The following is a 24,583-nucleotide window of genomic DNA, read 5'->3' on the forward strand; positions in this document are numbered from 1 at the left end:
CATTGACTCATGACGGCTCGGCATCGAGCCCTCGTCGGCGTGAACGTGGAACCAATGATGACACACGAAAGTGAGGGATTCCTCATGTTTGGAACTGACCCTGCGGTATACCCGCCAGTAACCGCGCGGGTAACTTGGCGGCACGTCGACGGTGGGTCACAGGCACCCAGAATCCACACTGATCAGCCCCCGTTTTTTCGGCAAATCCGCAGGCCGAGCGCCCGCTCGGTGCGTCGTTACAAAATCGTGATGTGATCTGAAGCACCGCGCGCGTCACAGTAGGGTTTGGCCATGAGCAGCTGCATCTTCTGCGACATCGTCGCGGGTACCTCACCAGCCCGAATCGTCTACTCCGACGACGACGTGGTGGGCTTTCTCGACATCCGGCCGGTCACCCGAGGCCACACTCTGCTGGTCCCCCGAGTGCATTCCGTCGGGCTGGCCGATCTCGATCCGGACCGGGGTGCCGCGCTCTTCCACGCTGGCCAGCGGGTCGCCGCTGCGATGCGGTCGGGAACCATCGCCGCCGACGGCGTGAACATCGCGCTCAACGACGGACGCGCCGCGTTCCAGACCGTCTTCCACACGCACCTGCACGTCGTCCCGCGCCACAACGGCGACAAACTCAGTTTCGCCAAGGGCCTCGTGATCCGTCGCGACCCCGCCCCGGACGACACCGCGTCGGCCTTGCGCACCGCGCTGAAGTCGGCGTGAGGTCGACGCGGTGACCGAGTCCGAACCGACTGCGAATCCGCCGGAACCCATCCCCCAAGCCGTCGTCGACCTGGTGCGCGACGCGGAATGGATCACCGTCTTCACCGGCGCCGGCATGTCGGCCGAGAGTGGCATCGCCACGTTCCGCGACGCCGACACCGGACTATGGGAGCGTTTTGACCCCGAGACACTCGCCACTCCGGAGGCCTGGGCCGACGACCCCGCATTGGTTTGGGGCTGGTACTCGTGGCGGGCTCGCCAGGTCCGGGCCGCCGAACCCAATGCGGGCCATCAGGCACTGGCCGACCTGGCCCGCGACCGCGTCGTCATGATCGTCACCCAGAACGTCGACGACCTGCACGAGCGCGCCGGCAGCCAGGTCGTCAGCCATCTGCACGGCAGCCTGTTCGCTCCGCGCTGCTCTCGGTGCGGACGCCCGTATCCCGGCGATACCGATCTCGACAGCGACACCCTCGACGGACGGGTGACGCCGCCTGTGTGCCCCTACTGCGGAGGCGACGTCCGGCCCGGCATCGTCTGGTTCGGCGAGGCACTGCCCACCGAACAGTGGGAACGGGCCGAGCAGGCGATACGCGGCAGCGACCTGGTACTGGTGATCGGCACCAGCGGGATCGTCTACCCCGCGGCGAGTCTTCCCGAACACGCCGCTCGCGCCGGGGTTCCGGTCATCGAGTTCAATCCCGAACCGTCCGCGCTCAGCAGCATCGCCCGCCACCGCGTGCCCGTGACCGCGGCCACGGGACTGCCCGAGCTGGTGCGTGCCCTCGGCGACGGTGACCCTCCCGCAGGCTGAGATCCGCGGTCGCCCGAGCGCGGACTCGTCGCAGAAACCGCACTCGTCGCCAGAACCGCAGATGTGGCCAGAAACCGCCGACGCGCCTCGGGTTCCGACCAGACACGCGGTTTCTGAAACCCGCGACACGCCGACGTCGTCGGCGATCGTGGGCCCGGAAGAGCGGAGCCGCCATGCGGCCCGGAGCCTCCGCACGGCCGGCACCCGCGACAACCGGAGCCGAATTGGAGAACGCGAGTGCTGCAGCACTCGCGTTCTCCAACTCAACTCGAGTTCTCGCAGGACGACGCGGGACATGGCCAGACCGAAGCCGAGGCCGCCCTGGGGTGATGTGCCATGGGTGGCCTCAGACCACACCCCTGTGCCGAGTCGGATCAACCGTGTGCTGCAGCACACAAATTCTCCAACAGGACACAGAGTGTCGTCGTCGAGCGGAGGCGCGATCCGCCACAAAACGTCGGGGAAGAAACTTCTTCCCCGACCCTTGGAGTCCTCCCCCAGAAAATTCTCGCGGACGACTACGAACCTCGGGGAAGAAACTCTTCCCCGAGATTTTGCGAGCACGACTCCGACGTATTTTCCCAGGTCAGCGGGGCGGTCACCTAGCTCTTCGGATCAGAGGCGATAGGACGTCAGTCCCCCGCGGTCAGGTCGATGGGCTCCCAGGCATCCGCTTGCCCCGCGACCGCGATCGAGGACACCGACCCCGGCTTGCAGCCCCGTGCGTCGAGTGCCGCGGTGACGCGCGCGATCACACCGTCCGGGTCGAGTTCGAACTCCGATTCCCGCACGCGGGCGAACTCCCAACCGCAGCGACGCAGTTCGCGTTCTCGCTCCAGGTCCGACCGGGCCTGACGACCCGTGGTGCGGAATTGCGCGCCGTCGCATTCGACGGCCATCCGCGCGTCGGCGCCCATCACCACGAGATCGATGACCCGGTTGTTCACGACCACCTTGGGCGTGACGTGATAGCCGAGCGACGCCAGCCGGTTGAACACCCGCTGCTCGAGCAGATTGTCGAAGGGCTCCACACGCTTGTCATCAGGAACATCGTCGGGCATCGGCGAGATCGTCGGTCCCGCGTTGGCCTCGAGGTAGCCGAGCAGCGAGTAGCGAAGATCGTTGCGGCGCAACTCGTCCAGATCGACCGAGTGGAACAGCCACAGCTGATCCATCGCGCGAGACGCCGCGACGTTGAAGCGACGCTGCGACTCGGCCCGGGTGAGCGCGGTGATCGCGGCCGGGTCCGAGACGACCATCGACAGCAAGATGACGGAACGTTCGTCGCCCTGGAAATCCGGTGGGGATCCCACCCGGATGCGACGATCTCGCCAGTGCTCAGGGTCAATGGTATCGCGAAGCGCACGCTCGAGGACGTCGACCTGCTTGGTGCCCTGCAGCGCGATGATGCCGAAATCGGCTCCGTCGTAGGCGGAATCGGCGAGACATGCGGCGACCGTGTCGGCAATGGCCTGCGCCTCGGCCTCGTTGACCAATGCTGCCCCCTGCCCGGAGGCTGTCGCGTCCACCCGCACCGAGCGCAGCGGGTCGAGCCGGTTGGCGCCGAACTGGCGGACCGGGATGAGCGGTGTTCCCTGGTAGAACTGCTGCGAGGAGTATTCGATGATCTCGGGCATACACCGGAAGTGCTCGCGAAGTGTCACCAGGTGACCAAATCTGCTGCGCAGCAACGAGAACAGGCTCGATCGCGGCGTCAAACCATCTCGCAGATATCCGGGCAGGTCGGGTAGTTCGGCGTCGAGTTTGGCAAATGCGTCGTCGAGCGTGGTGCCGGTGAGACCTGTGGGCGCGCACTGCCGATCGTCGCCGACGACGATGACGCGCGGCGCCAGCCACAACAGGAAGACGCTGGTGATGTCGGCCTGACTCGCCTCGTCGACGATCACGACATCGAACGAATTGGCTTTCGGTGGAAGTGTTTGGGCGACTTGACTTGTCGACATGATCCACGCGGGCACGGCGGCGGCTGCCTCGGCCATCGCGGCGCGCGCCGCGATACGAAAACGGTTGGCGTGCTTGCCCGATCCCTTGCCCAGGTTGATCATGTGGTCACGGTAGGACTGCAGCGCCTGCGTCTGTGCCACCGTCGTCCGCTCGATGGAGTACCGCCACGCTCGTGCGGCCGCCAGACGGGTGGTCACCTGGGCGAGGTCGACCTCGATGCCGTCGAGTTCGGCCTGCAGACGCTCCTGCCGTCCCGGATCGTTGTTCTCCGACACCCACGTGTGTGCTCGGCGCCACGACCACGCCGGCGCGAGATCGCGAACCCGCTCGTCCCACTGTGGGTCGTCGGCGGTTGCGGCCACCTCCGCGTACAGCGCAGGCGCCTTGCCGCGCAGCCTCAGGGTGAGCAGGTCGAGCGCGATCTGATCGTCGCGTTCGGCGCGAGCTGCCACGAAAGCCCGTCGCGCGGAGCGAATCGACTCCGCGTCGGCATTCGCCAGCGCCGACACCAGATCGTCACCCTCGGCCGACGGTCCACGTTCGATCTCGGCCGACAAGGCGTAGGCGCAGTCCGCGAGCTCGTGTTCGGCGAGCACCGCGTCGTTGGTGGCCGCGATCAGTCGTGCCTGCCGCGCGACCGCGGCCACCTCGGCAACGCTGCGCGGCCGCGGACCGCCCGGACTGATCGCCTCGAGTTCACGGACGAGCCGATCCCGTCCGGTCACCAGGTCGGAGATCCAGGCCAGCTGATTATCCAGCCGCACAAGCTGATTGAGCTGCGACGACCGCGACCCCGAGGTGTCGACCGGCACGTGGAGGTCTGCGAGGAGCCGGTGTGCCTGATGCACGGCCTCCACCACCGACAGGTGGTCGGCGACCAGCCGCAACGACCGCTCGTCGGAGGGCACCTGGCCGTCGACCGTGGCCCGCACCGACGACTCTTCGACCGCCCGTTGCTCGGCGGATCGCCGCAGCCTGCCACGCCAATGACCGCCGCCCCTCAGGTGATCGGCCGCCGTGTCGAAGAGGGTGGCGCTCCCCGGCCCGGCACCGTCCACGACGACGACATGCGCGCCGAGTTCGCGATCACGCCGCGCGGCGTCGGCGATGATCGGCGACAGGGTGGTCACGCGCGACCACAGATGTGACGCCTGCCCGGCGAGCAGCCGGTCGGCCATGTCGACGATGGGCGCCGGGAAGGTCTGCACTTCGGTGGAGGCAATCGCGAGGTGTTCGCAGAGTTCCTTGATACGGATCAGGCGGTCACTGTCGACGCCGTCGAGTACCGACAGCAGCGACCCGGTCCCGGTCATCGGTTCGTGCGGCCGCGAGGCAATGCGTGCGCAGATCCGGTCCATCACCGCCGGGTCGGGCAGATGGTCGGCGAGGTCCGGGAAACGCTGCGCGAGACGCGCAGTCGAGCCGCCGGTGGCACGAAGCAAGTCGACAAACCGCCCGAACTCGTCGGTATCGAGCGGCGGTACGCCACCGTCGATGGGTCCGGGCAACCACTCGAATCGATCGGCGTCGGCGAGGACCTGCCGAACCACGTCGGCTGCCGTGCCCCGATAGTCACCGGCCACCCAGTCGTGCACGACGGTTTCCGCGGCACGCAGTTCCCACAGCTCGCGCAGCGTGGTCTCGCGGCGGGACATCACGTGCTCGCGACGCGCGACGAGGTCTTCGATCTCGGCGTCGGCAACCGGGGCCGAATAGGCGGACTTGCGTTCGGCCAAGGCCTCGACGCCGCGCACGACAGCGTCGAAACCGTCCTTGCTGACATCGGCGATCGAGACCGTGAGGTCGCGGATCTCGTCGGGCAGCATGTCGCGCAGCACGTGCAGCGCGTGCGACTTCTCGCTGACCACGAGGACAAGCTGCCCTTTGGCCAGCAGTGCCGACATCACGTTCGCGATTGTGTGCGTCTTGCCGGTGCCGGGCGGTCCTTCGACCACAACGCCACTGTCGACGCCGAGCCGACCGAGAACGTCGCGCTGTTCGACGTTGGACGGCAGGCCGAACAATGCGCCGCGCACCAATTCGTCGGCGCTCATCGCACCCGACTCGACGAGGGCGCTCAACCGTTCGTCGGCCTCGATCGGCCGCACCAGTTGGGTCAGGCCCATCGGCACCGGGATGTCGGGGTTTCGGAGGTCGGTCAGGATTGCGTCGTAGAAGGCGAGTGCCGCACCGGTACCCCGTTGACGCAGCACGATGGCGGGCCGCATGTCGAGCGCCACCGACACCTTCTCGGTGTCGACGTCGATCCGGCTCATCCAATCGGCGACGAGATCGGTGACCTTGTTACCCACCACGGTGGGCTGCTCGGTCAGTGCGCGGCGCGCCTTGACTGCGGCGGACAGATCGATGCCGTCGATCGCGGCCAGGAAGTGGGTGTCGTGCACCATCGGGGCAGAACCGGCACCCGGCGTGACGCGGATCGTGTCGTCGTCATCCCGCTCTGCGAGGACCTCCTGGGTGAGCAGGTGCTCGCGGATCAGCGGCGTGGTGTCGTTCTCGTTCTCGACCACCGTGAGCAGCGCATTGGCCAGCACCAACTCAAGGGTCTCCGGGTTCTCGCGGAGTTCCCCGGTGACTCTGGCCAACTCGTCGTAACCCGACTCACCGGGTGCGACCTGCACAACCACCTGCCCCGGACCGGCAGAGGCTCGAACGCCGACACCCGTTCCGGCCCCGATCCAGACGACGCCAGGGGCGGCCTCGACATCGGAGATCGACTCCGATCGTGATCGAACCAGCTCACGGAGGAACCCCACCAAGCGCGTGACCTGGTCGCGAAGCGGCTCGCTCGTGCCGTCCTCCATGCGTCGTCCTCCTGCGTCTGCCCGGCTACGCTACCAAGCCGCTGGTCAGACGCCGAACGCTCAAGAGAACGAGCCGTCAGGAGCCAGGCGTCGAACGCAGGGCGGAATAGCCGCCGTCGACGTAGCGGACGTTGGTGTAGCCCAGGTCGGCGATCTGCTCGGCGATGCGCGGAGCCTGCGAACGGACGGAGACCACGGCGATCTCGGTGTCGGGGTTGCGCACCACCGGGAAGGTTCCCGACGGGGTCGGCGTGAAGCGTGCCGACACATCGACCGGGTCGACGACCACTGCGCCGGGGAGACTGCCCTGATGCCGCATGACCTGCGGGCGGGCGTCCACCATCACGGCCTCGCCGTGACTGCTGTGATCGATTGCGTCTTCTGCTGAGATCGAATTCACCACTGACACTGGTGACTCACCATTCCTGTAACTCGTGTGTGTTGTCGCGCTGGGGATTACAGCGTTCAGGGGGTATGTCGTTCCCCCACCCCAAAAGGTTACGGAAATATCTCGATCTGACAAGTTCCGTCCCACGCGACCAGAAGGGCTCACACGTCACCACACGGCGAAGTGAGGACCACGCTCAGCCGTTGCGTCGACCCGCGACACGTGGATTGCCCCGCTTGCCCCAGCTGTCGCCGCGTTTTCCATGACCGTCACGTCCGCCGCCGCGAGGCCCCTGAGCACCACGTTTGGCACCACCTCGCGTCCGCGGGGGACCAAAGTCCTTGCGCAGATCGATCGGGTTCTTGCCGATGCGGGTGTCGCGCAGCGCCGACAGCGTCTCGTTGTCGAGGTCGTCAGGCAGCTCGACGAGGCTGAAATCGTCGCGGATGCTGATGTTGCCGAAATCACCCCGAGTGAGTCCGCCTTCGTTGGCGATGGCGCCGACGATGGCGCCCGGCGACACCTTGTGCTTGCGGCCGACGGCGATCCGGTAGGTGGCGAAACTCCCGCCCGATCGTCGCGGCGCACGTTCCTTGCGCGCCGGACGCTCACCTTCGGGCGGATCCGGTGCCATCAGGAAACCGCCGTCGCGGGTCTCGAGTGCCAGCGCAGCTGCGATGTCGGCCATCGCCACGTCGTTGTCCTGCGCATAGTTCTCGATGAGCTTGCGGAACATGTCGAGATTGTCCGACGCCAGGTTCTCGGTGATCGAGTCGGCGAACCTCGCGACGCGCTGCGCGTTCACGTCTTCGACGCTGGGCAAGCCGATCTCGGTGAGCGTCTGGCGGGTGGCCCGCTCGATCGAGCGCAGCAGGTGCCGTTCACGCGGTGAGACGAACAGCAACGCGTTGCCCGACCGCCCCGCCCGGCCGGTGCGGCCGATGCGATGCACGTAGGACTCGGTGTCGTGCGGGATGTCGAAGTTGACCACGTGGGAGATGCGGTCCACGTCGAGTCCACGCGCGGCGACGTCGGTGGCGACGAGGATGTCGATGCCGCCGCTCTTGAGCTGGTTGATCGTGCGTTCACGTTGCGCTTGCGCCATGTCGCCGTTGATCGCGACCGCAGAGAATCCGCGCGAGCGCAGTTTTTCCGCAAGCTCCTCGGTGCCCTGCTTGGTGCGCACGAACACGATCATGGCGTCGAAGGTCTCGACCTCGAGGAACCTGGTGAGCGCATCGAGCTTGCGCTGATGAGACACCTGCAAGTACCGCTGGTTGATGTTCTGCGCGGTCGCGGTCTTGGCCTTGACCGTGATCTCCTGCGGATCGTGCAGATATCGCTGCGCGAGCCGGCGGATCGCACTGGGCATGGTCGCCGAGAACAACGCAACCTGCTTGTCGTCCGGCGTTTCGGCGAGGATGCGTTCGACGTCCTCGGCGAAACCCATCGTGAGCATCTCGTCGGCCTCGTCGAGCACCAGGAAGCGAAGCTCGGAGATGTCGAGGGTGCCGCGGTCGAGGTGATCGATCACCCGGCCCGGCGTACCGACGATGACCTGCGCGCCACGGCGGAGTCCGGACAACTGAACGCCGTAACTCTGGCCGCCGTAGATGGGCAGCACCCGCACCTCGGGCATGTGTGCCGAATACCGGCCGAAGGCCTCCGCCACCTGCAGCGCGAGTTCGCGCGTCGGAGCCAGGACCAGTGCCTGCGGCTTACGCGGGCCCGACCCGTCGCCGGCACCCTCGAGCCGGGACAGAATCGGTATCGCGAATGCGGCAGTCTTGCCGGTGCCGGTCTGGGCGAGTCCGACGACGTCACGGCCGGCCATGAGTGGCGGGATGGTCGCGGCCTGGATGGGCGACGGGGTCTCGTAACCGACGTCGGTGATGGCCGACCGAACCCGTGAATCGATGTCCAGGTCGTCAAAGGTTCCGACGGCGGGTCCGGGTGGGGTGCCGTCGGAGGACGCAGCGTTGTCTGGCGAGGTACTCATGCGCTGGTGGTCTCGTTCATCACGTCAACTCTAATCGGCGCGACCCCGAGAGGTGGCATCGCGCGCAATGTGTCCCGCGATTGGCACAGATTGCCGCCGTGATCAGCGGATTCGGTCATTCCGACCACTGTGTGATCAACCACACGGATACTGGTACTGTCGGTTCCACTCACACGCCGAGGCGGCCGCCGATGCGGGTCGCGCGGTGTCCGTTTTGTCCAGGTTTCCCGTCTCAGGAGCGCCATGCAGCAGCAATACGCCACCCCGTCGGATCTCACCGTCGACGACAAGGCGACGACCGTCGACGCCATCCTCCGGTATCGGGCCGAACGGCCGACGATGCCGTTGTTCAAGCGGCGTTCCAACGGCCAGTGGATCACCGTGACGGCCAAGCACTTCACCGACGAGGTCGACGCCGTCGCCAAGGGCCTCATCGCCTCGGGTGTGGAGCCGGGCGATCGCGTCGCCATCCTGTCGTCCACCCGCTACGAGTGGACCGTGCTGGATTACGCCATCTGGCGTGCGGGCGCGACCACTGTCGCGATCTACGAGACCTCCGCGCCCGACCAGGTCCAGTGGATCCTCGAGGACTCCGCGACCAAACTGCTGTTCGTCGAGAATCATCCGCAGTACACCCGGCACATCCGGGTGATCGACGAGGCGCCCGCCCTCGGCGAGACCCTCGTGATCGACGATCACGCACTCGCGACCATCACCAAGCGCGGTGCGAAACTCGGCGACGAGGAACTCGACAACCGGCACGCCAATGCCCTGTCCTCGGACGCCGCGACACTCATCTACACCTCGGGCACCACCGGCCGCCCCAAGGGTGTCGTCCTCACCCACGCCAACTTCATTGCCGAGTGCGCGGCCACCCGCGATGCGGTGGGCGCCGGGCTCGCCGAGGGTAAATCGACACTGCTGTTCCTGCCGCTGGCCCACGTGTTCGCGCGCGTGGTCGCCGTCGGCTGCGTCGAGAACGGCGTGATCCTGGGGCACACCAACGACATCCCGAATCTCATCGACGACCTCGGAACGTTCAAGCCGAACTACGTGCTGTCGGTGCCGCGCGTGTTCGAGAAGGTGTACAACTCCGCGAAGCAGAAGGCCTACGACGGCGGCAAGGGCAAGATCTTCGACAAGGCTGCCGACACCGCGATCGAGTACAGCAAGGCCATGGAGGCGGGCAGCATCGGGCTCGGCCTCAAACTGCGCCACGCACTGTTCGATCGGCTGGTCTACGGCAAGCTGCGTGCGGCTCTCGGCGGCAACTGCGAGGGCGCCATCTCCGGCGGCGCACCTCTCGGCGCCCGCCTCGGCCACTTCTTCCGCGGCGTCGGCATTCCGGTGTACGAGGGCTACGGCCTCTCGGAGACCACCGCAGCGGTGACCGCCAACAACGAGGACCATCAGCGCGTCGGATCGGTTGGACGTCCAGTTCCCGGCGTCACCGTCGCGATCTCCGACGACGGCGAGGTCCTGCTCAAGGGACCGGTGGTGTTCGGCGGCTATTGGCAGAATGCCGAGGCGACGGCCGACTCCATCAAGGACGGCTGGTTCCACACCGGCGACATCGGCAAGTTGGAGGACGGCTTCCTCTACATCACCGGTCGCAAGAAGGAACTGATCGTCACCGCAGGCGGCAAGAACGTCTCACCCGCGCAACTCGAGGACACGATCCGCGCACACCCGATGATCAGCCAATGCCTCGTTGTCGGCGACAACAAGCCGTTCATCGGTGCGCTGATCACCATCGACCCCGAGGCCGTCCCCGGGTGGCTGGAGCGGCACAACCTACCCGCCGACACGCCGATCTCGGACCTCGTGGACAACGCCGATCTCCGTGCCGAGATCGACACGGCCGTCAAGGACGCCAACGCCAAGGTCTCCAACGCCGAGGCGATCAAGAAGTTCACCATCCTCGATACCGACTTCACCATCGAGTCGGGTGAACTGACCCCGACGATGAAGCTGAAGCGCAATGTGATTCACGACGCCTACAAGACCGCCATCGCGGACCTGTACAGCTGACAAGAATCAGTCGGCCCCGTATCCCCGTGGGGTACGGGGCCGTCCGCATTCTCCGGGCGAAATGCCATATGCTGCGGGGCGATGAAACGGGACCTGGCGATCGACGCCACGCGCGGGCTCGCGATCTGGAGCATGATCGCGGCCCATTTCGCGGGGGCCACCCCGATTGCCGAGCCGACGCACGCCTTCCCCTACGTCGATGGCATGTCGGCGTTCGTGCTGTTGTCCGGGATCGTCCTGGGCATCGTCTACCAACGCTGGATCGACCGCCACACGCTGCGCTACGCCTACGTGCGTCTGGCCAAACGGCTGGCAGTGCTCTACCTCTGCCAGCTGACGATCGCCCTCGTCGCTGTCGGCGCGGCGATGGCCGGGCACCGCTGGCTCACGTGGCTGCTGCCGATCGACAGCTGGGCGCAGGGCATCTGGCTCGCGGTCACCATGCAGTACTTGCCCGCCGGCGGCAACATCCTGCTGCTGTACATGGTGCTGATGGCGTCGGCATTCGCGCTGTTCCCGATGCTCATGCGCGGGTGGTGGATGTGGATCCTTCTCGGTTCCATTGCGCTGTACGCCCTTTCACAAGTCGCGAGTCCCGACCCGTTCTACGTCACGTCCTACATGCCGTCGCCGCGTACCGAGAACTGGGCCGGGTGGCAGATACTCTTCGTGCCCGCCGTCGTCGTCGGCTGGAACTGGGATCGCTGGCGTGTCGCCGAGAGGATCGACCAGTTCCTGTTCCCGCTTCTCGTCGGGGCGGTCGCGCTGGCGGTGGCCATTCACCTCATCGTCGGCTACGACCCGTGGACGCTCCCCGACCCACCGCTCGCCGACAAACGAGACTTCGGGCCGGCCCGCGCGATCTGCGCGTGGATCGCCATTCCCGCGGTCTACGGGTTCTTTCGGCTGCTGCTGCGGTGGTGGCATCGCGACTGGCTGCGTCCGCTGGTGATGACGGGTTCGCGAAGCCTGGATTCCTATGTCATCCAGGCGATTGCGCTTGTCGTGGTGCCCATCCACATCGCTCATCGCCCGTGGGCCTCGATCACCACCTGCTCGGCTGCGTTGCTCGTCTTCGGGGTCTGTTGGGGGTGGGCGGAGTTCCGTAGCTCAGCACGCATCGACAAGCTGCACCGCGCTCCGATGATCCTGCTTTCGCAGCAACCCGACCGACGATCCGAGAAAGTAGGGGCACCGACATGACCGGCGACATGACCGTCAGCGTGCACAGCGGCAACGACACGAGCGGCCCGGCGATCCGCACGCCGATCACCATGGCCAACTCGTATCGCTTGCCCGACGACCCCGCGTCGCTGGATTGGTCGGGCACCGACCAGCTGTTCTACACCCGTAACACCGGCGCGAATCAGATTGCGCTGCAAACAAAACTGGCGACCATGGAACACGCCGAGGACGCCGTCACACTGGCCTCCGGGGTGGCGGCATTGCACGCGGTGTTCTTCACCTTCCTACGGACCGGCGACCACGTCGTCGTATCCGACACGACCTACGAGGCGACCTGGAAGTTGTGGTCGCACCTGCTGCCGCAGAAGCACGGCATCGAGGCGACCTTTGTCGACATCGCCGACGCCGACGCGGTGGCCGCTGCGTTCACACCGCGGACCCGGATGCTGGTCGCCGAGACGATCGCCAATCCGACGACCAAGGTCGCCGACATCGCTGCGTTGGCGGCATTGGCGCATGACGCCGATGCACTGCTGCTCATCGACTCCACATTTACTCCCCCGCCGCTGTATCGGCCGTTGGACGCGGGCGCCGACCTGGTGGTGCATTCGCTCACGAAGTACATCAACGGCCACGGTGACGCGATGGGCGGAGCGGTGCTCGGCAGGTCTGACCTCATCGATCGCATTCGTGCGGAGGCGATGGTCGACGTCGGTGGCGTCATCTCGCCGTTCAACGCGTGGCTGATCGCGCGGGGTGCGATCACGTTGCCACTGCGCCTGCAACAGCACCAGCGCACCGCCGCTCACTTGGCGCAGGTTCTGCACGACGATCCGAGGGTCGCCTTCGTCGCCTACCCCGGGCTGCCGTCGCATCCCCAACACGCGCTTGCGGCAAAGCAATTCGACGGTCGGGGGTTCGGCGCGATGATGGCGTTCGCCGTGCGCGGCGACGCGGCCACCCAGAACCGCTTCGTCTCGTCCCTGAAGATCATCACGTCGGCGGTGTCGCTCGGTCACGACGAATCCCTGATCGTCCACGTCGGCCCCGACGGTCCGCGGGTCGCCGCCTACCCGGAAGACTTCCGCCGCTGGGGACACCTGCGATTCTCGGTGGGACTCGAAGACGCCGACGACCTCGCGACCGATCTCACCTCCGCGCTCGACGCGACGTTCGGCTGACGCGACCTCCGCTCGGTTGCCCCACCACCCGCTCGGTGGCCCACCACCGCGCCGTGAGGGCGCCCTTCTCCCGATGGCTGAGGTGCGAGCCTGCGAGCCTCGAAGCCCCTGGTGAGACGACATTGTTGTCTCACCAGGGGTCTCGACACGACGCCTCGCCTGGGGGCTCGGAGTCGGCTCGACCAGCGAGGGTTCGCACCTAGCCAGCGGCAGGTGCAGCGTTGGAGACCTCGAACAGAATCCCCCGACCAATCGCCTCTCGCACAACCGGGAGCGCAGCAGCGGCCAGCGCGTCGGCGTCGACGTCGTGGAAGTCCGCGAGCAACTCGATCAGTGCCCCCAGCGGAACCTCACCCCGACAACCGGCGAGCAGGGCTCGCGACACCTCGTCGACGCCGAGAACCGCGCCGGGACCGCCGGGTCTGCGGACCGTGGCCGACACCTGCTGCCAGCCTTCCTCACCCGGTAGTGACTGCTCCTCGAGGAAGACCGGTGCGGTCGACAACCGCCGTCGCAGCAACTCCTCGTCGGTGCTGGTGCGCAGATAGGTACGGCGCGCGAGGAAGGCCTGCGCCTCCGGGCCGGTCACCTCTTCACCGGCACCGGCGATCTCCTCGATCACGACGTCGGCGGCACGGTGCTGACCCGACGCGGGCGCGCGCAACGTGATCACACCCATGCCGATCGCGGAGATGCCCGACTCGGCGAACCACTGTAGCCATTCCGCGCCGCGTCGGGCCGCCTCCTCCGGCCGCTCCCCCGCGTCCGACAGCCACAACGAGATGTAGTCGACCGGATCGGCGGCCTCACGTTGCACCACCCACGCGTCGAGTCCGGTGTCGCGCACCCAGCCACCCACCCGCTCACGCCAGTCGGCACCGTCGGCAATCATCCAGTTGGCCAACAACTGCGCCGTGCCACCGGGTTCGAGGTGATCGGGGATCTGGCGGATGAGACTCTCGCACAGCGCATCTCCCGCCATCCCGGAATCCCGATAGATGTAGTCGCGATCGCCGGCCCCGACGACGAACGGCGGATTCGACACGATGAGATCGAAGCGTTCACCCGCAACCGGCTCGAACAGACTGCCCGCACGCAGATCCCAACGCATGCCGTTGATCGCAGCGGTGGCCGCCGCGAGCGCGAGGGCGCGCGGATTGGTGTCGGTGGCAACGATCTCGTCGCAGTGCGCATTCAGATGCAGCGCCTGGATTCCGCATCCCGTGCCGATGTCCAGGGCTCGAGCAACGGGTTCACGAATGATCGCACGCGCCAACGAGATCGACGCGCCACCGATGCCGAGCACGTGGTCGTGGGACACCGGCGCGGCGCGCATGGCCGCGTCCTGATCGGAGATCACCAGGAACTCGTGGGCCTCGTCGCCGTGCGGCCGGATGTCGAGAGCCGCCCGCAGCCGCCCGGTCGCCGTTCGGTCGATCACCCTGTTGACCCACAGCGCATGCCAGCCGTTTGACGGAAATGCCTGCGCCACCGACTCTTCGGCCTCATCGGCACCGAGGATGAACAATCGGACGATGGTCGCAAGACGAGCCTGTGCCGGTGGTGCGGCATCGGCCGCTCGCAGGGCGGGCCACCACACTCCCCGACCAAGAGCAGCATTTGCCTCCTCGCCCAGCAGATCCGCGACACCGTCGGTGGTGTATCCGGCCGACCTGAGGTCGGCGCCGAGCCGTTCGATGACGGCGGTGTCGGACAGTGGCAAGTCGCTGGGTGGCACGGTGACAGCGTATCGAGTGTTATCGCGGTGCCGCGGTGGTGCGGCGCACCATGAGTCCCGGGGCGTGTCGATATATCCGTTGCGGCGCGCTTGGACGCTCCATCCGCTGGATCAGGAACTTCGCGGCCTGGGCACCCACCGTGAAGTTGCCGTTGTCGACCGACGTCAGCGAGATGTGCCGCAGCCGCGCGAGCTGGGTGTCGTCGTAACCGATGAGCGACAGGTCACCGGGCACGGAGAGCCCCCGCTCGTCGGCCGCCGACAACGCGCCGAGTGCGGTCATGTCGTTGAAGGCAAAGATCGCGGTCGGCGGCGTTGGTGAATCCAGCAGTCGCGCAGTTGCCGAATGGCCGCCCTCCTCGGTCATGCCCGCAAACTCGACCACCTGGTCGACCGACGCGCCTTGGGCGGTCCCGAACTCGGCGATCGCGTCCTCGAAGCCCGTACGACGCAAGGTGCCGACCTTGGCCGGACCCTGCAGGTGAGCCAACCGCCGATGACCCAGTTCGAGCAGATGTGTCGTGGCAAGTCGCGAACCGGCCAGGTCATCGTCGACGGAGATGTCGACGGTGGGCAGGTCCGGCTCGAGGGTGCCGGCCAAGACCACCGGGACCGACTCGGCAGCCCGCTCCACCGCGACTCGGGCATCGGTGGTTCCGACCACCACGATCCCGTCGACCTGCCGGGACAGCAGAGTTTCGACGGTGTCGCGGCCGACCCGATGGTCCAATCGCGCGTCGACCAACAGCGGTGCGATGTCGACCGCGTCGAATGAGGTCGCGAGACCTTCGAGCAGGCTGACGTACCAGGGGTTGCGCAGATCGTTGATGATGACGCCCACCGTCCCGCTCCGTGACTGCGAGAGTCCGCGAGCGATCGAGTTGGGCCGATACCCGAGTTCGGCCATCGCCTCGCGCACGCGGGCGCGACGTTCGTCGCTCACGTTGGGCTCGTCGCGCAGAACGCGCGACACCAGCGATTTCGACACCCCGGCGTGCACCGCGACATCTCTGATGGTTGCCGCCCGACGTACCTCGCCGGCGCTGTCGGTGAGTTCACTGTCCGCCACGATCGACCATCCTATTGCTCTTGTGACCCGTACCACGTACGGTGATTGGGACCGGTCCCATTACTGTCCCACACGAGACCGCGCACCACGTCACATTCGGGACACGAAAGGTAGAACCAGATGACCGAGACACCGAGCCCGCGCCTGCGGGCCGGCATGGTCGGCGGCGGTGAAGGCGCCGACATCGGCAAGACACACCGGGCGGGCATGAACCTCGACGGCCGCTACGAGCTCACCGCCGGCGTCTTCGGTCGCGACCACACTGCGTCGTCACGCATGGGTGCCGATCTCGGCGTACCGGCCGACCGCATCTACCGCGATCACGAGGACATGGCCGCGGGCGAGTCCTCTCGGCCCGACGGCATCGACGTGGCCGTGGTGGTCACCCCCAACGACAGCCACTTTGACGTCACGCGGGCATTCCTGTCGCGTGGCATTTCGGTGGTCTGCGAGAAGCCGCTCACCCTCCACGCCGACGACGCCCGCGAACTGGTCCGTATCGCTGCCGACAACGACGCGATACTGGCTGTCCCACACTGCTACTCGGCCTACGCGATGGTGCGCGAGGCCGCTCACCGGGTACGCGGCGGTGAACTCGGTGACATCCGGTTCGTGTCGGTCGAGCACGCGTCGGGCTGGGCGGCACGTCCCCTCGAGCAGGGCGAACACCGGCAGGCGCGCTGGCGCACCGATCCGGACATCGGCGGGTCGGCCAGTGTCGTCGCCGACCTCGGCACCCACGCCCTGCATCTCCTTCGTTTCGTCACCGGGCAGGAACCCACCGCGGTGTCGGCACAGCTGGACACCCTCGTCCCGGATCGGGCGGTCTTCGACAACGCCACCATGCGCGTGGCGCTGACCGGTGGCGCGCAGGCATCGCTCTGGGCGAGCATGGCGGCGACCGGTAATCCCCACGGACTGCGTATCCGGGTCTTCGGGTCACGAGCAGCCCTCGAGTGGGATCACCACGATCCGACCCGCCTGCGTATTCGTGACCACGACGGCGTCGAGACAGTGCTCAACCAGGGGTCACCGCGGCTGTCGATCGAAGCCGGGCGCCTCACCCGGGCCGGACTCGGCCACCCGGAAGGCTTCCTGGAGGCGTTCGCCAACTTCTACGCCGACCTCGCCGATGCACTGACCGCCCACCGCGACGGACTCGACGCACCGGTGCGCGAATTGTCCTTCCCCACCGGACGCGACGGCCTCATCGGCGTCGAATTCGTTGCTGCCGTGCTTGATTCACATGACAGGGCCGGGGCACCGGTCGCCACCACCAACCTCACAGGAGTACCCGCGTGATTCGCATGACCCTCATCGGCGCCGGTTTCATCGGCGCCGTCCACGCCACCAACCTCGCCGCCCACCCAGGCGTCGAGTTCGTGGGTGTCGCCGACATCGACGCCGACCGCGCCCGAGCGCTTGCCGACCGGCACGGAACCCAGGTCCTCGACCTTGCCGACGCCATGAACCCGGCCGACCTCGACGCGGTGCTGATCGCGTCGTCGACCGACACGCACGCGCAGCATCTGCGCACGGCGGCCGCCGCCGGGCTGGCCTGCCTGTGCGAGAAGCCGATCGACCTGGATCTGGCGCACGCCGCCGAGGTCGTCGCCGAGGTCGGTGGTGAGCGTCCGATGATGGTCGACTTCAACCGGCGGTTCGACCGCGACTACGCCGAACTGCACCGACTGGCCACCTCGGGCGAACTCGGCACCGTCGAACTCGTCGGGATGACCACCCGCGGTCCGGCTCTGCCGCCGCTGGACTACATCGCGGTGTCGGGCGGGCAGATGCGCGATCAGACCGTGCACTTCTTCGATCTCGCACGCTGGATCACCGGCGAAGACCCGGAGTCGGTGTACGCCGCGGGTTCGGTGTTCACCGACCCCCGGATGAGCGACCTCGGCGACGTCGACACGTCGGTGGTCACCCTGCGCATGCCCAGCGGCACCCTGGTCCAGATCGACAGCGTCCGCCGCACCGGTTACGGCTACGACGAACGCATCGAGGTGCTCGGCTCCGACGGTATGGCCGAGTCCGACCGGCAGCGCACCGGCGCGGTCACCCGCTATGGCCGCGCAAGCGTGACCCTGGACGGCCTGCACCCAGGTTGGTTCGAACGCGTCGCGCCCACCTACCGCAGCGCCCTGGATCACTTCGTCGCCGCTGTGTCCACCGGAACACCCATCGGCCCAACGCTTTCGGAAGCCCTGAAAGCTCAGGCGATCGCGGAGGCGGCGACACGCTCGCTGTCCACCGGCAACGCCGAGACCATCGTCTACCCCACCCTCACCCCCGCATCCTGAAAGCACGAAAGGCACACATCATGAGCAGCATCATCGTCGGCTCCGCACCCGACTCCTGGGGAGTCTGGTTTCCCGATGACCCACAGCAGACCCCGTACACGCGTTTCCTCGACGAGGTGTCGTCGTCGGGCTACGAGTGGATCGAACTCGGCCCGTACGGCTACCTCCCCACCGATCCGGAGAAGCTGCTCGACGAGCTCGGTACCCGTGGCCTGAAGCTCTCGGCGGGAACGGTTTTCGAACATCTGCATCAAGACGACTCGTGGGATGCGGTGTGGACGCAGATCGAGGACGTCGCCAGGTTGACCGCCGCGGTCGGCGGCAAGCACGTCGTGGTGATCCCGGAGATGTGGCGCGATCCCGCGTCCGGAGCGGTCCTCGAGGATCGCGTGCTCACCGACGAGCAGTGGCGCAAGAAGACCGAGGGCATGAACGAACTTGGCCGGGCGATGTTCGAGAAGTACGGCGTCCGTGCGCAATACCACCCGCACGCGGACAGCCACGTCGACACCGAGGAGAACATCTACCGCTTCCTGGAGAACACCGACAGCGAGTTCGTGAACCTCTGCCTCGACACCGGGCATGTGAGCTATTGCGGCGGAGACAATCTCGCCATCATCACCAAGCACCCGGACCGCATCGGGTACCTGCACCTCAAGCAGGTCGACGAGGAGGTGCGCGCCAAGGTCGCCGCCGACGACCTGCCCTTCGGCGAGGCCGTCAAGCTGGGCGCGATGACCGAACCACCGCGCGGCATCCCCGAGATGCCACCGCTGCTCGACGCGGTGGCCGGACTCGACATCGACATCTTCGCGATCGTCGAACAGGACATGTACCCGTGCTCGGTCGACGCACCTCTGCCGATCGCCCAGCGAACCCGAAAGTATCTGGGCGGCTGTGGCATTCCCGCGGTCCGATTCAGCTGAAGGAGCAATCATGAAGGTCGCACTCGATCCGACCCCCTTCCACCACGACTACTCGCTGCTGGAACTGCCCGGCGTCGTCGCCGAATTGGGATATGAATACCTGCAGTTGACGCCGCACGTCGACATGATCCCGTTCTTCAATCACCCCAAGGCCGACGACGCCCTGGTGGCCAAGTTTCGGAGAGCGTGCGACGACGCCGGCGTCGGCATCGCGTCGGTGCTGCCGGTGTTGCGGTGGTCGGGACCCGACGAGGACGCCCGCGAGGCGGCCGTGCGGTATTGGAAGCGGGCCATCCAGATCACCGTCGACCTCGGGGTGAACGTGATGAACACCGAGTTCTCCGGCCGCCCGGAGAAGGCCGAGGAGTCCGAGCGCGCCTTCTACCGGTCGATGGAGGAGCTGTTGCCGATCATCGAGCGCGAAGGCATCGACGTTCGCATCGATCCGCACCCGGACGACTTCGTCGAAGACGGATTGGCGGCGCTCCGGGTGATCCGCGGGGTCAACTCACGCAATATCGGGATGGTCTTCGTGGCCTGCCACAGCTTTCATATGGCGCCGGGAGCGGAGCGAGCGGGCCAATCGAGTGCCGGCGGGAACATGCGCGAGATCATGACCGCTGCTGGTGACATGCTGCGCCTGGTCCACGTCGCCGACACCATGGATCACCATGCGTCACATGGGCTTCGGTACATCACCAATCCGCCGGGAAATGCTGTGCGCGTGCATCAGCATCTGAAGATCGGCGACGGCGACGTCGACTGGGATGAGTTCTTCTCGACGCTCGGCGAGATCGGCTTCTATGACCGCGACGACTCGGTGATGGTCTCGAGCGTGTTCGCCGAGAACGAGAGCGCTCACGAGGTGTCGAGGTACCAGCTCGCCACGATGAACGAGTACGTGAACAAGTACCGCGGCGGGTGACCCACTGCACACTGACGCGGGACTCACTCAGGCTATGCTAAGTCCGAATTTCGGGGCTGCTCGTCTGACAGGGTGAGTGAGAGCGCGGGGTACACAGAGTGCAGGTGGAACGCCAGGCGGTCGGGCGGCGGCGGAGGTGGTTCGTCCGAGTCACGGCAACAGCAACACTGTGCGCATTCTGTATGGCGACTGCCACGGCCAACGGGTCGGCCGCGGTGGTCACCGGGACGCCGTACTCGGGGCTGACCAGCACCGTCGCGCGCGCCGAGAAGACTCCGGCCCAGCGCAAGGCGGAAACCTACCAGGAGCGTCAGGACCGGATCGCGGAGTCCAAGCGGTCGCTGTTGAAGCCGCTGACCGAGAACGAGGGCAAGGCCACCGTCTGCGTCAGCGGCGAGTTCACCACGCTGGCGGTCGTCTACGACTCGCTGTTCGAGTCGATCTACCCCACCCTCCCGCCCCAGCTCAAGGCCGCGGCCAACGCGCAGCGCGCCCAGGCACATCGGGACATGAAGCGGATCGGGGTGTCGACGCTCGCCGTGTCCGAGGATCCGCAGTCGCTCGGTGCCGACCGGGACGACAAGGCGCTCAAATACCGGGCACCCATCTCGCAGTTGATCATCTCGAACCTGCTGAAGATCCGCGACGGCCGGCAGGGCGAGGCGATCGAACTCGGCGACATCACCGTGAGCCAGGCCGTGGAGACGGCCTTCATCTACCTGTTCGCGACGGTGATCGCTCCCGCCCGCGTCGGCGCGGGTTTGGTGCCGTTCCTGGGCAGCCCACTGACGGGCACTGCGCTCGAGTCGTTCGCGGGCTACATCACCTACAACACCCTCATCAGCATCGTCACGCTGGGCGGTCAGCTCGGAGCGCTCCGGCTCTATCAGGCGATCTCGAGTTCCCTCGTCAATCAGTGCGTCGCGCGGGTGACCGCCGAGCAGCGGGACCAGGCGGGACGACCCAGCAAGAACCTCCGCTTCGACGTTCCGATCGCACCGATCATCCAAGAGACCGCCAATCAGCTCGCCCTCACCGACGAAGAGACCTGCCACCCCATCAGCGATCTCACGTTGAGCCGAATCCTTGCGCGCACCACCGATTACGCACAGCGCATGGTCCGCACCGATGCGGAGCGCAGCGCGATCCGATCGGCCGGCAACCGCATCATGGCGACGATGCGCACGACGCAGATCCCGCTCAACATCATTCCCGCCGATCCGGCCGACTTCAGCGCCGCCGAGGTGATCGTCGACTATATCGGCGCCCTGGTGCCCTACATCGGTGGTGCACCGCTCGAAGTCGTCATCGGCCTCAATCACAACATTGCGCAGGGTGACAATCTCGCCGCGACCGTGCCCCTGGCGGATCTGACCGTCACGAAGTCACTCACCGCGGCGTACTACAGCTACTACCTGTCGTTGTGGCTGTTCAGCACGGTGGGCGGGCTCGTCGAGGGTCAAGTCTTGGGCACCCCGACGGTCGGCTTTCTGTCGCCCACCAAGGTCATCGCCGTCTTCGCCGGACTCCCCCTCACCTACGGCCTGGTGAACTATCACAACGTCGTGCGGTCGATGTGTCTGCGCGAGGACGACGCCACCGGAACCGGTCGTGGCGCCGAGGCCAATCGCGATCGCGCCACCCTGCCCAGCCCGACCATCGCGTCGACGCCGAGTCCGCGCCCATCGCGTGCGCCCGCGCCGCGGCGTTCCGCGGAACGTCGCACCCCCGCGCCGTTGCTTCCGCAGATCCCTGGCCTGACCGTCCCGGCGCGCTGACCCGAAAGTCTCCACCCGCTCCCTGAGATGCGAGGAGCCTCGTATCCGCTCCCTGAGGTGCGAGGAGCCTCCTATCCGCTCCCTGAGGTGCGAGGAGCCTCCTATCCGCTCCCTGAGGTGCGAGGAGCCTCCTATCCGCTCCCTGAGGTGCGAGGAGCGCAAGCGACGAGCCTCGAAGGGCCTGGCGAGACGACAATGTCCTCTCACCAGGTGCTTCGAAGCTCGCCCATCCGTTTGAAGTTGGGGCCGACTTCCGGCCCCAACTTCATACGGATCACGCCCCGCAGAGTCCCGCGTTGTTACCTGCCCGAGTGCACCAGTACACACCCGGCAGTCGGTCGAACTCGAGCACTGTGTAGCCCCGGACCCGCTTGAGCGAGCCGTACCACTTGGTGCCTCGGTGGATACCCGCCCCCACATCGCCGGCGCTCTCGGTGCGTCGGACGAACGTCACGACGATGCCGCGGCCGGCGGGTCGCCAGCGGGCATCCCACTTCTCATAGTTGGAGGCGCCCGACGCGACCGAGACCTTCGCGAAACCGTTGGCGTAGATGTTGATACCGCGGCCGTGCCCACCCCAGGTGCCAACGTACGGCGAGGCAACGTCCTGCCGACCCGGCACATGGCTGAGAATCCCTGCCGAGACAGAACCCTCGTCGACCGGTCGAGGCGCCGCCGTCGCCTGCCCCGGTGCCACGAGCGCGGTCCCGATCCCCGCCCCCAGTAGTAACGCTCCAACTCCGGCTCGAAACGCCGCTCTGCTTGCCCATCTGTTCCAACCCATGTCGGCTCCTGTCGTGTCTGTTGAACTTTGCGGGTGGACTTCCGTCGGAATCGTCACACGTGCGCCGGACATGCAGCGCTGCTTCGCACAGGGTTCTCCCGTTCGACGGACGCCGATCCGCGCTCCCACCGTGACCGATTGATCTACTGTGTGGCCCAACCCCTCTCGCAGAATCGGAGCCGATCATGGCAGCACCCACCCGGCACGGCACCCACGCGACGTCGCTGCTCGACGGCGACCTCGTCGAAGAGTCCGATTTCGGTTCGATCCGACGCATCACCGCCGACGAGTTCCCCATCCTGCGCGGGCTGTCGATCAAGCGCATCGTCATCAATCCCGGCGCGATGCGTACTCCACACTGGCATGCGAACTGCAACGAACTCACCTACTGCGTCTCGGGTACCTCACTCGTGTCGGTTCTCGACGACCACAGTTCGTTCTCCAGTTTCACCGTGACCGCGGGCGAGATGTTCCACATCGATTCCGGCGCACTGCATCACATCGAGAACATCGGCGACGAGCCGGCCGAGTTCGTGCTCGCATTCCGTAGCGAGCGGCCCGAAGACTTTGGGTTGGGTGCCGCGTTCGGCGCGATGACCGACGCGGTACTCGGCAACACCTACGATCTCCCCGCAAGCGACTTCGCAAAGATTCGACGCAGCACCGTCGACCGCAAACTCGCTGCGCGCGTGGGTGATCCGGTCATTCCGTCGAACGCCGGATTCAACGATCCGCACAAGCTGGACCTGGAAGGCCTCGGCGCAGCCGTCGACGCCGGATTCGGCTCGGCACACACCGCACGCAAACAGTTCTGGCCGGCCCTCACGGATCTGTCGATGTACTCACTGCGCATCCGCGAGGATGGCATGCGCGAGCCGCACTGGCATCCGGTCACCGCCGAGATGGGCTACGTCCACTCCGGCTCCGCACGCATGACGATCATGAATCCCGACGGCACCCTCGACACCTGGTATCTCCAGCGCGGCGACGTCTACTTCGTCCCACGCGCCTATCCCCACCACATCGAGGTGGTCGACGCACCCGACCTCCACTTCCTGATCTTCTTCGACCAACCCACGCCGGGCGACATCGGATACCGGGCGTCGATCAGCGCCTACTCCCGCGAAGTGCTGGCCGCGACGTTCGACACCCACATCGACGATCTGCCGGACTTTCCGTTCACCAACCAGGACCCGCTGATCGTGCGTCGCATCAATCCGGTGGACGAGCACGCTGTGGGCGAGGTCTGAGGTCGCGGAGCCAGTCCCCAGATGCAGTGGTGCGCGAGAGGGCTACTTGAACCTCCGTAGTACTGGAACCTAAATCCAGTACACGACCACTGTTAGCGCTCTCGCACACATCCCTGACCTGCGGCGGGGTCAACAGCGGTCACACCGTGTCACGGGGCTTGTGACACCGCCGTGACACCTGTGCACAGCGCTCACCACCTCTTGTTAGCACAGACTCGATATAGCCAATATAAAGGTTACAATTGACATTTCACTGCCGGATTTTCACCTCAGTAATGCACACCAATCACACCTGCCACACGCGCCGATCAAAGATCGATAACGTACTACCACAGAACCTGCTAATTGTTTAACGCTGCAAATAGCGTGGCGATTGCCGCCTACGTACCAATAGAAGCTGTTAAGTTCCCCTGGGGCGACACCCTTCGCACGCTGGGCCCGGGACAACGATGGTTGAGTACGTTGAAGGTCGTCGATGACCAATCTTCCCTACCGCTTACGACTCGCGAACGAGAGGTTGTAGACCTCGTGAAAGCGGGAAAGTCCACAAATGAAATCGCGGACATCTTGACAGTATCGATTCGCACTGTCGAGGGGCATATCTATCGCGCATGCATGAAGCTCGACGTTGTTGACCGCGACGATCTCAAAAACATCGAGTTGGACGACTAGGCAGCCGAGTTTCCATACTCCCTCCAAAGT

Annotated in this window: 17 protein-coding genes and 1 pseudogene; 12 read left to right on the forward strand and 6 right to left on the reverse strand. The window is 66.2% G+C overall.

Annotated elements, in window-relative coordinates:
* Window positions 1-291: 291 nt before the first annotated feature.
* Window positions 292-714 carry an HIT family protein gene (locus MKW15_RS20930; RefSeq protein WP_240861687.1) on the forward strand — a complete coding sequence of 141 codons (423 nt, stop codon included), beginning with the start codon at window positions 292-294 and terminating at the stop codon, window positions 712-714.
* 10 nt (window positions 715-724) lie between these two features.
* Window positions 725-1,528 (forward strand): SIR2 family NAD-dependent protein deacylase, encoded by an 804-nt coding sequence (locus tag MKW15_RS20935; RefSeq protein WP_240861690.1) that lies wholly within the window; start codon window positions 725-727, stop codon window positions 1,526-1,528.
* A 632-nt stretch (window positions 1,529-2,160) separates the two neighbouring features.
* Here the strand turns inward: MKW15_RS20935 and MKW15_RS20940 are convergent.
* The 3 genes from MKW15_RS20940 to MKW15_RS20950 all read right to left on the reverse strand — a co-directional run bounded on the left by MKW15_RS20940 (window position 2,161) and on the right by MKW15_RS20950 (window position 8,705).
* The gene (locus MKW15_RS20940; RefSeq protein ID WP_240861691.1) at window positions 2,161-6,318 is read right to left on the reverse strand and encodes an AAA domain-containing protein; all 4,158 of its coding nucleotides are present in this window, start codon (window positions 6,316-6,318) and stop codon (window positions 2,161-2,163) included.
* A gap of 76 nt (window positions 6,319-6,394) precedes the next feature.
* Window positions 6,395-6,727, reverse strand: coding sequence for a rhodanese-like domain-containing protein (locus MKW15_RS20945; protein ID WP_240861707.1), 333 nt, complete (start codon window positions 6,725-6,727; stop codon window positions 6,395-6,397).
* A 175-nt stretch (window positions 6,728-6,902) separates the two neighbouring features.
* Window positions 6,903-8,705, reverse strand: a complete 1,803-nt coding sequence (locus MKW15_RS20950) for a DEAD/DEAH box helicase (RefSeq protein ID WP_240861710.1) — start codon at window positions 8,703-8,705, stop codon at window positions 6,903-6,905.
* 243 nt (window positions 8,706-8,948) lie between these two features.
* Here MKW15_RS20950 and MKW15_RS20955 point away from each other — a divergent pair, with 243 nt between their 5' ends.
* The 3 genes from MKW15_RS20955 to MKW15_RS20965 all read left to right on the forward strand — a co-directional run bounded on the left by MKW15_RS20955 (window position 8,949) and on the right by MKW15_RS20965 (window position 13,102).
* Complete coding sequence (locus MKW15_RS20955; RefSeq protein WP_240861712.1) at window positions 8,949-10,736, forward strand: AMP-dependent synthetase/ligase; 1,788 nt, start codon at window positions 8,949-8,951, stop codon at window positions 10,734-10,736.
* Between the two features lie 81 nt (window positions 10,737-10,817).
* The gene (opgC, locus tag MKW15_RS20960; RefSeq protein WP_240861714.1) at window positions 10,818-11,939 is read left to right on the forward strand and encodes an OpgC domain-containing protein; all 1,122 of its coding nucleotides are present in this window, start codon (window positions 10,818-10,820) and stop codon (window positions 11,937-11,939) included.
* Window positions 11,936-13,102, forward strand: coding sequence for a trans-sulfuration enzyme family protein (locus tag MKW15_RS20965; protein WP_240861716.1), 1,167 nt, complete (start codon window positions 11,936-11,938; stop codon window positions 13,100-13,102). Before opgC ends, MKW15_RS20965 begins: the two co-directional genes overlap by 4 nt.
* Before the next feature lie 199 nt (window positions 13,103-13,301).
* On the opposite strand, the gene MKW15_RS20970 is transcribed toward MKW15_RS20965, so the two are convergent.
* Window positions 13,302-14,840 carry a DUF7782 domain-containing protein gene (locus MKW15_RS20970; protein ID WP_240861719.1) on the reverse strand — a complete coding sequence of 513 codons (1,539 nt, stop codon included), beginning with the start codon at window positions 14,838-14,840 and terminating at the stop codon, window positions 13,302-13,304.
* 19 nt (window positions 14,841-14,859) lie between these two features.
* Window positions 14,860-15,909: a LacI family DNA-binding transcriptional regulator gene (locus MKW15_RS20975; protein ID WP_240861723.1), complete on the reverse strand. Its 1,050-nt coding sequence runs from the start codon at window positions 15,907-15,909 to the stop codon at window positions 14,860-14,862.
* Between the two features lie 120 nt (window positions 15,910-16,029).
* On the opposite strand from MKW15_RS20975, the gene MKW15_RS20980 reads away from it, so the two are divergent.
* The 5 genes from MKW15_RS20980 to MKW15_RS21000 all read left to right on the forward strand — a co-directional run bounded on the left by MKW15_RS20980 (window position 16,030) and on the right by MKW15_RS21000 (window position 21,847).
* Entirely contained in the window at window positions 16,030-17,211 is a 1,182-nt protein-coding gene (locus MKW15_RS20980; RefSeq protein ID WP_240861725.1) for a Gfo/Idh/MocA family protein, read from the forward strand.
* A gap of 5 nt (window positions 17,212-17,216) precedes the next feature.
* Window positions 17,217-18,218, forward strand: a complete 1,002-nt coding sequence (locus tag MKW15_RS20985) for a Gfo/Idh/MocA family protein (protein WP_240861736.1) — start codon at window positions 17,217-17,219, stop codon at window positions 18,216-18,218.
* 20 nt (window positions 18,219-18,238) lie between these two features.
* A complete protein-coding gene (locus tag MKW15_RS20990) occupies window positions 18,239-19,144 on the forward strand; it encodes a sugar phosphate isomerase/epimerase family protein (RefSeq protein WP_240861727.1) in 906 nt (301 codons plus the stop codon).
* Between the two features lie 10 nt (window positions 19,145-19,154).
* Entirely contained in the window at window positions 19,155-20,069 is a 915-nt protein-coding gene (locus MKW15_RS20995; RefSeq protein WP_240861729.1) for a sugar phosphate isomerase/epimerase family protein, read from the forward strand.
* 182 nt (window positions 20,070-20,251) lie between these two features.
* Window positions 20,252-21,847 carry a hypothetical protein gene (locus MKW15_RS21000; protein WP_240861730.1) on the forward strand — a complete coding sequence of 532 codons (1,596 nt, stop codon included), beginning with the start codon at window positions 20,252-20,254 and terminating at the stop codon, window positions 21,845-21,847.
* A gap of 274 nt (window positions 21,848-22,121) precedes the next feature.
* On the opposite strand, the gene MKW15_RS21005 is transcribed toward MKW15_RS21000, so the two are convergent.
* A complete protein-coding gene (locus tag MKW15_RS21005; RefSeq protein WP_240861732.1) occupies window positions 22,122-22,469 on the reverse strand; it encodes a hypothetical protein in 348 nt (115 codons plus the stop codon).
* A 347-nt stretch (window positions 22,470-22,816) separates the two neighbouring features.
* Here MKW15_RS21005 and MKW15_RS21010 point away from each other — a divergent pair, with 347 nt between their 5' ends.
* Together MKW15_RS21010 and MKW15_RS21015 are read left to right on the forward strand one after the other, a co-directional pair.
* Window positions 22,817-23,881, forward strand: a complete 1,065-nt coding sequence (locus MKW15_RS21010) for a cupin domain-containing protein (RefSeq protein ID WP_240861734.1) — start codon at window positions 22,817-22,819, stop codon at window positions 23,879-23,881.
* A gap of 486 nt (window positions 23,882-24,367) precedes the next feature.
* A pseudogene (locus MKW15_RS21015) lies at window positions 24,368-24,553 on the forward strand (helix-turn-helix domain-containing protein); the annotation flags it as partial.
* Between the last annotated feature and the right edge of the window lie 30 nt (window positions 24,554-24,583).

This window comes from Gordonia gummivorans, from assembly GCF_022513585.1.
GTDB lineage: Bacteria > Actinomycetota > Actinomycetes > Mycobacteriales > Mycobacteriaceae > Gordonia.